Below are 11,904 nucleotides of genomic sequence, written 5' to 3'. Positions count from 1 at the left end.
TGGCGCGCTGGTCTGATTCTGCGTCGACTTGCCGCATAAGCATCAAAAAAACATTGCGTTGGGATATACTTGCTGCGCATTTTCCTGTCTGATATCTGAGCTTTTTTGTAGTCGGGAGAGAATTTTTGCGGGTAAGTCGGTCACTTACGATAAAGCAGATGGCGACAGTTTCGCTGGTTGCCGTTATCACGGTCAGCATTTTTATCGTCATTCAACTGTTTCATTTTGTGCAGCAGCGCAGGATTGACTACGCCCAGCAAATGGAAACGATTGCGCATAGCGTGCGTCAGCCGCTGTCGGAAGCGGTACTGCGAGCCGATATACCGCAAGCTGAACACATTTTACATTCGCTGAAACCTGCCGGGATTTTATCCCGCGCGGATGTGGTATTACCCAACGCTTTTCAGGCGCTGCATGCGGATTTCGAACCCGAAAAACCGGTGCCGCGCTTAGTGGCGCGCCTGTTTGAACTGCCGGTGCAAATTACACTGCCGCTCTATTCCGTTGAAAATACCGGTTCGCCTAAACCGCTGGCGTATCTGGTGTTGCAAGCGAACTCCTCGCGCGTGTATCAATTTATTCTCAGCACGCTCTCGACCATGATCATCACCTATTTGCTGCTGGCGCTGATTCTTTCGGTAGCGATCAGCTGGTGTATCAACCGTTTAATCATTCATCCTCTGCGGAATATCTCCCGCGAGCTACAGGAACTGCCGCCGCAATCTATTCTGGCGCACAAGCTGACGCTGCCGCAGGGACATCGCGATGATGAAATAGGCATGCTGATCCGCAGTTACAATCGCAATCAGCAGGTGCTGGAGTCAGTGCATGATGAAATGAGTCGCCTGACGACCCACTTTGCCGTGACTGATTTACCGAATCGCACCCTGTTTCTCGCCCTGGTTGATCAACACATGCGTCATCCTTGTCGACCGTTTGGTTTGATGGTGATCCGCGTAGAAACGCTACAGGAAGCCAACGGCGTGTTGAGTGATGAACAGCGCGACACGCTGATGCTGACGCTGGTGGAGAAAATACGCAGCACACTCGACGATCACACCTTACTGGCGCAAACCGGCCCCAGTGATTTTGCGCTGCTCATGAAGCGCGCCAATAATCCGTTCCGGGCGATACGACTGGCGCGCAACCTGATCATCCGACTTAATCAGCCGGTGAATTTGCAGCAGCTGCAATTACGCCCCAATGCCAGTATCGGATTGGCATTACGCGATGATGAGCCGTTGGGCGCCAATGAACTGCTGGACCGCGCGACCTCGGCAATGATGTCGGCACGCCATCAAGGCAAAAACCAAATCCTGTTCTTTGATGCTGCCTTAACGGAGCGGGCGCAAAAGCGTTTAACCCAAGAGCACGATATTTTGCAGGGCCTGCATGACGAGCAGTTTGCGCTCTACCTTCAGCCGCAAATCAACATGCAAACCGGTGAATTGGCAGGTGCGGAAGCGCTACTGCGCATGCGCCAACCGGATGGCAGCTACGGATTGTCGGAAGAATTTATTGCCAGCGCCGAAGAGATTGGCGTGATCTCCGCCATTGGCCGTTGGGTATTCGAAGAAGCCTGCCGCATTCTGGCGGGTTGGCAAAAGCATGGCGTGATGATTCCACTCAGCGTGAACATTTCAGCCGTGCAACTGCGTGATGCCAGCATGGTGACGCATCTCCAGTCGCTGTTAGAGCGCCATCGTATTGCGCCCGGCACTTTTGTGGTGGAGATTACCGAAACGGCACAGATTGGCGATGCAGAACAGGCGATTTCGCTATTGCGAATGCTTCAGCAAACCGGCGTGGCCGTAGCGCTGGATGATTTTGGCATGGGCTATTCCAATCTGAATTACCTGCATCAGTTCAAAGCCCTGCCTGTGAATAAACTGAAGATGGACCGCAGTTTTGTCTCAGCTTTGCCCGATGATGACACCATGGTACGTATTGTGGCGGCAATCGCGGAGATCATTAATCTGGATGTCATTGCTGAGGGTGTTGAAACGAATGAGCAGCGCGACTGGCTACTGGCGCGCGGTATTCATATTGGTCAAGGCTACCTCTACTCTGAAGCTGTGAATCTGACACGTTTCAATCAACAATGGATTGTGAAACCGTCACGAACAGAATAATCACCTGATACATTGATTTTGCGAGAATTTTAGTTACAAAAGTCGCAGCTGAAGCGTTTCAGTTCAGAATTATGTCTGTATCATTTCCCTGGGCTTTGTCAGCCTGTATTAATCACGTAAACAGAGTGTTATTTTTCGGCTACCGGTTGATGTCTGGTTTTTCCAGCCTGACGGTCATGATAACGAATACGACAATATCGTCATTTCTGTCGCTAGTGGACTCCTGTTTATGAAAACCTCGCTATTTAAAAGCCTTTACTTCCAGGTGCTGGTTGCCATCGGCATCGGCGTTTTGATGGGTCATTTTTATCCCGAGTTAGGTACTCAGATGAAGCCGTTGGGTGATGGCTTCGTAAAACTGATCAAGATGATCATCGCTCCCGTAATCTTTTGTACGGTAGTGACCGGCATTGCTGGCATGGAAAGCATGAAAGCAGTTGGACGGACTGGCGCAGTCGCGCTGCTCTATTTTGAGATCGTCAGTACCATTGCGCTGATTATCGGGCTGATCGTGGTCAACGTGGTTCAGCCAGGTGCAGGAATGAATGTTGATCCGGCCACGCTGGATGCCAAAGCCGTGGCGGTTTATGCGCAGCAGGCTGAGCAGCAAGGTATCGTCGCCTTCTTATTGGATGTGATTCCTAATAGCGTGATCGGTGCGTTTGCTGGCGGCAATATTTTACAGGTGCTGCTGTTTGCCGTGCTGTTCGGTTTTGCGCTACATCGTATGGGCAACGCCGGTACGCTGATTTTCAACGTTATCGAAAGCTTCTCGGGTGTGATCTTCGGCATTATCAATATGATTATGCGCCTTGCGCCAATCGGTGCTTTCGGTGCGATGGCCTTCACCATTGGTAAATATGGCGTTGGCTCGCTGGTCCAGCTTGGTCAGTTGATCGTCTGCTTCTATATCACCTGTGTTCTGTTCGTGGTGATAGTTTTAGGGCTAATTGCGCGCGTAGTGGGCTTTAACATCTTCAAGTTCATCGCCTATATCAAAGAAGAGTTGTTGATTGTGCTGGGCACGTCTTCTTCCGAATCAGCGCTGCCGCGCATGTTGGATAAGATGGAACGTCTCGGATGCAAGAAATCGGTAGTGGGGCTGGTTATTCCAACGGGTTACTCGTTTAACCTTGATGGCACCTCTATTTATCTCACCATGGCGGCGGTATTTATCGCGCAAGCAACCAATGCGCACATGGATATTTTCCACCAAATCACCTTGCTGGTGGTATTGCTGCTCTCCTCAAAAGGAGCGGCGGGCGTAACGGGCAGCGGATTTATTGTGCTGGCAGCGACGCTTTCAGCGGTGGGGCATTTACCGGTAGCAGGCCTGGCGTTGATTCTCGGTATTGACCGCTTTATGTCCGAAGCGCGTGCGCTGACCAATTTGGTCGGCAACGGTGTGGCAACGGTGGTAGTCGCGAAGTGGGTAGGTCAGCTGGATGAAAACCAGCTGAAGGAGACACTTTCAGGTAGCAATAAGACGAAAAAAACGTCTGAATCCTCTGTTTAATCACTGATTTCCATTTAAATCCCCACAAATGCCCGCTGTCGCTTGCCCTGACAGCGGGCATTTGGATAATGAACCCCAGTTAATGTTTTTCACTTCGTTGCGCGACATCATGACCTTCCTGTGGTCAAAGACTTTGTTGTTGGATAACAGCGCGGTCCGGCGCCTGCCGGTTCGTTAATAACAGCGGCAGTATGCGCCAGTGATAACGATTTTTTGAATTGTTTGAGTAGGGGTTCACATGCAGGGCACCAGAATTCGGCTTTTAGTTGGTGGATTAGTGCTGGCGGCAACCAGCTATGGTGTACAAGCAGAAACGCTGCAACCCGATCCTGCCTGGCAGGAAGGGAAACTGGATAACGGTTTCAACTGGCAGTTGCTGGCGACACCACAACGCCCCAGCGATCGCATTGAACTGCGTATGGTGGTAAACACCGGTTCGCTGGTGGAAGGGACGCAACAGGCAGGTTTCAGTCATCTGCTGCCGCGCCTTGCCATGGTGCACAACACTGCGCTCGACACTAATCAACAACGCACCTTATGGCAGCAAGCGATGGACCCGCAGCATCCGCTCCCGCCGGTCATCGCATCTTATGATTACACCCAATTTAACCTTAGCCTGCCCAATAACCGGCCAGAATTGTTGAAAGAAGCATTGAACTGGTTGGCGGCAACGGCAGGTAATATGGCCATTACCGATCAAGTGGTTAACACCGCGCTTTCCGCTTCCGATCCTATTGCGACCTGGCCAGCAAACACCCAGGATGTCTGGTGGCGCTTTCGTCTGAAAGGGTCGGCGCTACTGGCACATGACCCCGCCGAGCAGCCACGCGCGCCGGTGGATTTGGCTCAGCTGGAAACCTTTTATCGTCAATGGTATACACCCGATGCAATGACGCTCTATGTGGTTGGCAACGTCGACAGCCGCAGTCTGTCGGAACAGATCAATAAAGCTTTCTCACCGCTAAAAGGCAAGCGCGATGCGCCTGCGCCGTTGCCGACGCTTTCTCCGTTGCCGCATGAGCCGGTGAATCTGGTCAATGGCAAGATGAGCCAGGATCGCCTGTCGCTGGTGTGGGATACGCCATGGCAGCCGATTCGTGATTCGCAAAATTTGCAGCGTTACTGGCAAGGCGATCTGGCACGTGAAGCGTTGTTCTGGCATGTGCAGCGTGCGCTAAGCGACAGCAAAGCGCAGGGCGTACAGGTTGGTTTCGATTGCCGTGTGCTATACCAACGTGCGCAATGCTCAATCAACATGGATGCGCGCAACGACACGCTGTCCCAGAATATGAATCTGGTGGCGCGTGAGCTGGCGAAAGTGCGTGATAAAGGTTTACCGCAGGAAGAGTTTGATGCGCTGATGGCGCAAAAACTGTTGGAGCTGAACAAACTGTTTACCACCTATGCCCGCACCGATACTGACGTGTTAATCAGTCAGCGTCTGCGTTCGCAGCAAAATTCCGTGGTGGATATTGCGCCTGAACAATATCAAAAACTGCGTCAGGCTTTTTGGCTGGATTAACGCGCGAGCAGCTGAATCAGGAACTGCGTCAGCAACTCAGTCAGGAATTGATGATGGTGTTGATTCAGCCGGAAGGCGAAGCGGAAACCAACGTGAAAATGTTGCAAAGCGACTGGGATAAGGTGATGGCTCCGCCGGCAGCGCCTGCAACCAGCAGCGATGCCAGCCAGCCGGACAGCAGCACTAGCCAACCGGATGGTAGCGCCAGCGACGTTGCGCCGCCGGCTTCTTAACGACTCAGGTTTTTGCCCTGAGCCATTCGGTCACTAACATTGGCCAACTGGCGAGGGGCAAATCTGCCACACCTCGGATACCAAAGCCGTGTCCGCCTTTCTGATAGAAATGCACTTCTGTTGGAACGTTGTGTTCCCGTAATGCGCTAAAGAACACCATGCTGTTATTGACCGATACCGATTCGTCATCAGCAGCGTGGATCAATAACGTCGGCGGGACTTGCGCATGGACGCGTGTTTCCATTGAATAAGCATCAATGGTTTGCTGATCTGGCCAGGCACCAAGCAGGCGAGTACGAGAGCCTTCATGAGCCAATCCTTCACGCATACTGATTACCGGATACACCAGCACCATGGCATCTGGGCGCGGCGAGTGGTTTTCAGCGTTGTCCTGCACCGGATAAAGCTTTTCCGCGAAACGTGTGCCCAAGCTGGCAGCTACGTGACCTCCCGCTGAAAAACCCATCATCACGATATATTTACCGTTCAAGCCGCGCTGCGCACGTTCACGCAATACGCGTACCGCACGCTGCGCATCTGCCAGCGGTGCATCCGGGCCTTCATGATGCCCATCGTAGGGCAGGCGATACGTCATGACCGCCAGCGTATAGCCCATGGAAGTGAAAAAAGTGGCAAGCGCGCTGCCTTCACGATCAATCATTACGCGGTGATAACCACCACCGGGCGCAACAAGCAATGTAATGCCGTTGGACTCAATCGGATGCCAAATGGCCATTTCTGGACAGCGCACGCCCGAAGCGGCACGATCAAAAGGTTCATACGGCTTCGCCATATCAACAATCTGAGGCTGAGCGCGCGAGTCGCTCGCACCTGGCGCATCACCTTGCGGCCAGATATTAATAATTTCTGTGTTCATAAATAGGTCCTGATGCGAGAGCTGTTGTAATTGTTTTGTTCGCGGCCGGGTAAACAGCGTCCTGCTGTTGTTGATTAAAAGATGGTCTTTTTTAGCAGCGACGTCCATCCGAAAACGGTAAAAATAAGCAGATTAGGACTATGCCTGGTGGCAAGGTGATTTTGTAACTTAATGATTTTTAAGATTATTAATAATAAATCTATAACGGGGTTTTATATGTTGAAGAGAAGAAAGGGTAGAACCGTTGAAATTTGAGTTAATAACTAAAATACAAAGCGTAAAATTTTATCGACACTGAAATTTTTAGTTTTTTTAACTCGGCAATTATCAATGTTATTGATGTTTCAGACCTTGAAAAAAGGCAGCACAGCGCTGCCTGATTTATTAAGGTTGCCTTGATTTTCCGTTATACCAATCAAGTGCGCGGAAAATTGCAGCAAAAAAGCTATAAACGCCAACAATCATAAAAAACCACATTAAAAGATCGTAAGGGTTTTTTGTAACTGAAAAACGACATAAGCTGGTGTTATAAGCAATATGCATTGCTATAAATAATGAAAGCAGACTGATTATTGTTCTACGGGTGCGTGGATCGTTTAAGCGCATTTTCATCACCGCAACGGCTTATTCAAACGTTACCAGGAACATTGTCCGCCAATCCCGCTGTTGTTATTACTATTATTATTTTTGTTGCCACCGTACGGGCTATTATTGCACCCTAAAGACGCACCCAGTGCGCCCGCAGTAGCACCCATTGCCATTCCCGCCGGGCCGCCAGGAATACCACCGATTAATCCTATGATAGCGCCTGCGCCGACGTCGTTAGCGCAACTTTTTGGCGCGCCACCCCTTTTGCCGCCGTTGTAGCCACTGGAGATGGTTCCACCGCTGGATTTGTCTGCAAAGTTGCCCGCGCCAGAGATGATCTCGACTTCTTTTAAAGTCAGTTCACGCATGGAAATTTCCTTATTTTAGTGGTCAGATTTATAGATTTGTCTTTCTCAAGACCAAAAAAATATAAAATAAATGGGCTGCAGAGTAAATCTAAAGCAGGAAGTTAATTATTTTTTTCAGACGTAGATCTACTATTTTATTGAAAATGACAGATTATATTATTCATATATTTAACGTGTTCAGATAACAGTAATTATTAATATTATTGTCGGAGGACGCAATTTAATGAATGGATTTTTTAACGCGTTTTTATAATAACGCCCCAATAAATGGGGCGGAATATTAATTCGGCATGGCATTTAGCGGAATGATGGCACCGCGATGTTGGATCACCGTGCTGGCAGTGAGATGGCCTCGCTCGGCCGCCGCCTGAGGCGATGCACCGACCAAACGTTGAGAAAGGTAGCCCGCGCTGAATGAGTCACCTGCTGCCGTCGTATCAATGATTTTTTCTTTCGCCAGACGTACCGCAGCGACATCAATCAAAGGATCATCACCGATAGCAACCAGGCAAGATTCTGCGCCGCGTTTGATGACGATTTCACTGGCACCAGCCTCGCGCGTTCGGGCAATAACCGCTTCAAGCGTCTGTTCACCCCATAGCAAATGCTCATCATCCAGAGTCAAGAAGGCGATATCAGTGCAATTTAGCATGGCGCGATAGGCCGCTTGTGCCTGGGATTTATCAGCCCACAAGCGTGGACGGTAGTTGTTATCAAATATCACCTTGCCGCCGTTGGCGCGACAACGCGACAGCAGATCCATTAATTTCTCACGGCTGGCATCAGGCAAAATCGCCAGGCTGATGCCGCTTAAATAGAGGTAATCATAATTTTCGAGCTGCTGGCAAACCGCGTCGCTGTTTGCACTGTCGAGCCAATACCGTGCGGCAGCATCGCTGCGCCAATACCAGAAGGTGCGTTCGCCGTGTGGATCAGTTTCAATCACATACAGGCCCGGCATTTTGTTATCTAGCCGCTGAATCAGATCGGTTTTAACCTTTTCCTGCTGCCAGGCGGCGATCATTTGATCGCTGAACGAATCTGTACCCAGCGCGGTAACGTAATCTACGCTTAGCTGCGCGTCATCAACCTGGCGGGCGATATAAACTGCGGTGTTGAGCGTATCACCGCCAAAACCACGTTTAATGTTCTCACCCTTTTCGGACAGCTCAATCATGCATTCGCCAATAACGGCGATTTTTTCTGCGTCATGGTTTTCGGCCTGTAGTGAAATATTGCATTAGTCTCGCGTCTGGTATGGCAGACGTCAACGATTTTTAAAACGCCGTTTTGATTCCACTTAAGTCGCGATTAGGGTGCGATCTGATTGATAAAGCGAATAAATGCAGGCTTTTTTCGCCGATTGTTTAGGTAGGTGGGTTGGTACACTCTTCGCTTTATTGCGGCCCTAAAAAAAGTAATTACCAAAATTGCCGTTAGGTTGCCGCATTGAGGCGCTCGCCACCAACCAGGAAAATACCATGGTGATGGAGAATATTAGTCCCAGACTACCTTCTTCGACTGACATCAATCCCCCGCAGGAAACGCGCCTTTTCTGGCAGCAATGCCAACGGTTTTATACTTTTCAGCCGATCTATCAGACCACGGGTCGGCTGTTAGCGATTGAATTGTTGACCGCCATCACCCATCCGTCTACGCCGGAGGAAAAGTTATCGTCTGAAGCCTATTTCGCGGCGCTCGATATTCCTCAACGTCTGTATGTTGTGCATGAACAGCTGGAACTCTTAACGCAGTGGGCCACTTTTTTCGAACGCACCGGCATTGTCGCATCCGTGAATATTGACGGCCCTTCGCTGCTGTCGATTCAAAATCATCCCACCATTCGCAATTTAATTGCGCGCTTGCCTTGGGTGCGATTCGAACTGACCGAACACCATGTTTTGCCGCAGGAAGAGATGGTGGCGCAGATGCCGGAACTCGGCCCGCTTTGGCTGGATGATTTCGGTTCCGGCATGGCAAATTTCTCTGCTCTGACTGAACTCAAGTACGACTACATCAAGCTTTCGCGTGAACTGTTCATCCTGCTGCGCGCCAGCGAAGAGGGATGCAGCTTGTTTTCTATGTTGTTGGCTTTGATTAACCGTTACTGCAATGGCGTGATTGTTGAAGGTGTAGAAACAGAAGAGGAGTGGCAACAAGTGCAATCTTCTCCTGCTATGGCGGCGCAAGGCTATTTTTTTCGCGCCCAGTGCCCTTTTCTGAATTGAATCATCTTCCTATCCAGCTTCCCTGATGCCGTTCCCCACGCTCTCGACTATCTTTAACGGAGACCGGGGAAGGGCAAGGAGAATGCAAAATGTCACGTACGGGAAAAATAGTAAGCTGGATTATTGGGATTTTTTATTGTTGGTTGTGGTGATCATCGTGGTGATTGCCACGTTTGACTGGAATCGCCTGAAGCCAACCATCAACCAGAAAGTCTCCACTGAACTGAACCGTCCTTTCGCCATTCGCGGCGATTTAGGCGTGGCCTGGGAGCGCAATCGCGACGAACCGGGCTGGCGCAGCTGGGTGCCGTGGCCGCATCTGCATGCGCAGGACATCATGCTGGGCAATCCGCCCGAAATTCCAGAAGTGACGATGGTGCATTTACAACGCGTGGACGCCACGCTGGCACCGTTGGCTCTGCTGCATAAAGAAGTTTTTATTCCGTGGATCAAACTGGAAGCGCCCGATGCACGCCTGATCCAAACAGCGGATAAGAAAAATAACTGGACCTTCAATCTTGCCAACAGTGACAGCAAAGATGAAAACGCGCCGCCGTCAGCCTGGTCATTCCGTCTCGACAATATCCTGTTTGATCAAGGTCAGATTCGTTATCGCGACGCCGTCAATAAAGCCGATGTCACGGTAAAAGTGAATCCGCTGGGTAAACCGTTACCTTATGCACAAATTGCTGGCGGCGATGACAAGCAAAAAGGCGCGGGTGATTTTGTCTTTGGCTGGCAGGCGAACGGCACCTACAACAATGAGCGGCTGGTTGGCGAAGGCAAAATTGGTGGCATGTTATCGCTGCGCAGCCAGACAACGCCATTCCCTCTCCAGGCAGATATTCGCAATGGCAGTACACGCGTGCAGGTCACGGGCGGGTTGCAAGATCCGATGAATCTTGGTGGATTGGATGTGCGTCTGCGCTTCTCGGGTGACACCTTAGCCAACTTGTATGGTTTAACCGGCGTGTTGCTGCCTGATACCCCGCCGTACGAAACCGATGGTCATTTGATCGCCAAGTTTGCGGGTGAGAAGGGGCCGGTTTTCCACTATGAGAATTTTAATGGTCATATTGGCGACAGCGATATTCATGGATCGCTGACTTATACCCAAGGCAAACCGCGGCCTAAACTGGCTGGCGAACTGACATCTCGTCAGCTGCGCATGGCTGATTTGGGGCCGCTGATTGGGGTAGATTCCGGTAAAGGCAGTGAAAAAACTGTGCAGGCTAAAGCGCAGCGCGGTGAAAAATCGACGCAGCCTGCCGATCGTGTCTTGCCGCATGACAAGTTTGATACCAAAAGCTGGGATGTCATGGACGCTGATGTGAAGTTCAGCGGAAAGCGCATCGAACACAGTAATTCGCTGCCGTTAAGCGATCTTTATACCCATTTACAGCTTAAAAACGGTGATTTGCTGTTAGATCCGCTGCGCTTTGGTATGGCGGGCGGCAGTCTGAACAGCACCATACATCTGGAAGGCGATCGAACCCCGATGCGGGGACGCGCGGATATACATGCACGTAAACTGCATCTGCGTCAGTTGTTCCCGGATGTAACTGCCATGCAAAACAGCATGGGTCAGCTAAACGGTGATGCCAGCTTTACCGGCAACGGCAACTCAGTGGCGGATTTGCTGGCGACCAGTAATGGTCAACTCAAGTTGCTGATGAACGATGGTTTAATTAGCCGCAGCCTGATGGAAATAGCCGGGCTGAATGTCGGTAATTACGTGGTGGGTAAACTCTTCGGTGATGATGAAGTGCGTATCAACTGCGCTGCGACCGATATCAAACTGCAAAACGGCTTAGCAACGCCGAACCTCTTTGTGTTCGATACCGAGAACGCGGTGATTAATATTACCGGCAACGCCAACTTTGCCAACGAACGCATGGATCTCACCGTTAATCCTGAGAGTAAAGGTGTGCGTATTATCACGCTGCGATCGCCGCTTTACGTGCGCGGCACGTTTAAAAGCCCGGATGCGGGGGTGAAAGCGGGGCCGTTAATTGCACGTGGCGCGGCAGCGGTAGCATTGGGCGCGGTGGTTGCGCCTGCCGCCGCATTGCTGGCACTGATTTCTCCAAGTGATAATGAAGACAATCAGTGCAGCACTATTTTGCAGCAGATGAAGAGCAAGAAGTAATCAGTTACGGTAGATCACTTTGATGATGTGATAACCAAAAGCGGTTTTCACCGGTCCGTAAGGTTTCAGCAGCGGGCAGGTGAAGACCGCTTTATCAAAGGTCGGCACCATTTGCCCCTGACGAAACTCCCCTAAATCACCGCCGTTACGCCCTGACGGGCAGGTTGAATGTTTCTTCGCCAACTGCTGGAAGTTTTCGCCTTTTTCCAGTTTTGCCAGTAACTCTTTAGCCAGCGCTTCCTCTTTCACGAGGATGTGTAAAGCCGCCGCGGTTTTCGCCATGATAGTGTC

At 50.7% G+C, this 11,904-nt stretch carries 7 protein-coding genes and 3 pseudogenes; 5 read left to right on the top strand and 5 right to left on the bottom strand.

Annotation, left to right across the window (positions count from 1 at the left end; translation table 11 throughout):
- Window positions 1-125: 125 nt before the first annotated feature.
- From hmsP to KQP84_RS21170, 3 genes and pseudogenes are all read left to right on the top strand, one after another.
- A complete protein-coding gene (gene hmsP, locus KQP84_RS21180; RefSeq protein WP_215848005.1) occupies window positions 126-2,132 on the top strand; it encodes a biofilm formation regulator HmsP in 2,007 nt (668 codons plus the stop codon).
- Window positions 2,133-2,361: 229 nt separating this feature from the next.
- The gene (locus KQP84_RS21175) at window positions 2,362-3,648 is read left to right on the top strand and encodes a dicarboxylate/amino acid:cation symporter (RefSeq protein ID WP_215848004.1); all 1,287 of its coding nucleotides are present in this window, start codon (window positions 2,362-2,364) and stop codon (window positions 3,646-3,648) included.
- Window positions 3,649-3,886: 238 nt separating this feature from the next.
- Window positions 3,887-5,403: pseudogene (locus KQP84_RS21170) on the top strand (M16 family metallopeptidase).
- Window positions 5,404-5,407: 4 nt separating this feature from the next.
- Here KQP84_RS21170 and KQP84_RS21165 read toward each other — a convergent pair.
- From KQP84_RS21165 to kdgK, 4 genes are all read right to left on the bottom strand, one after another.
- Window positions 5,408-6,280, bottom strand: a complete 873-nt coding sequence (locus KQP84_RS21165; protein ID WP_215848003.1) for an alpha/beta hydrolase — start codon at window positions 6,278-6,280, stop codon at window positions 5,408-5,410.
- Between the two features lie 384 nt (window positions 6,281-6,664).
- Window positions 6,665-6,886, bottom strand: coding sequence for a hypothetical protein (locus KQP84_RS21160; RefSeq protein WP_215848002.1), 222 nt, complete (start codon window positions 6,884-6,886; stop codon window positions 6,665-6,667).
- A gap of 29 nt (window positions 6,887-6,915) precedes the next feature.
- Window positions 6,916-7,236: a hypothetical protein gene (locus KQP84_RS21155; RefSeq protein ID WP_215848001.1), complete on the bottom strand. Its 321-nt coding sequence runs from the start codon at window positions 7,234-7,236 to the stop codon at window positions 6,916-6,918.
- Between the two features lie 280 nt (window positions 7,237-7,516).
- Window positions 7,517-8,470, bottom strand: a complete 954-nt coding sequence (kdgK, locus tag KQP84_RS21150) for a 2-dehydro-3-deoxygluconokinase (protein WP_309140184.1) — start codon at window positions 8,468-8,470, stop codon at window positions 7,517-7,519.
- 247 nt (window positions 8,471-8,717) lie between these two features.
- Between kdgK and pdeH the strand changes: the two are divergent.
- Window positions 8,718-9,490 (top strand): annotated as a pseudogene (gene pdeH, locus KQP84_RS21145) (cyclic-guanylate-specific phosphodiesterase).
- 63 nt (window positions 9,491-9,553) lie between these two features.
- Window positions 9,554-11,613: pseudogene (locus tag KQP84_RS21140) on the top strand (AsmA family protein).
- Here KQP84_RS21140 and ppiC read toward each other — a convergent pair.
- Window positions 11,614-11,895: a peptidylprolyl isomerase PpiC gene (ppiC, locus tag KQP84_RS21135; protein ID WP_215847998.1), complete on the bottom strand. Its 282-nt coding sequence runs from the start codon at window positions 11,893-11,895 to the stop codon at window positions 11,614-11,616.
- Window positions 11,896-11,904 lie beyond the last annotated feature (9 nt).

The organism is Candidatus Pantoea bituminis (assembly GCF_018842675.1).
Classification (GTDB): domain Bacteria; phylum Pseudomonadota; class Gammaproteobacteria; order Enterobacterales; family Enterobacteriaceae; genus Pantoea; species Pantoea phytostimulans.
The sequence above is the reverse complement of the archived record's forward strand: the minus strand, read 5'-3'. Positions and strand labels throughout refer to the sequence as shown.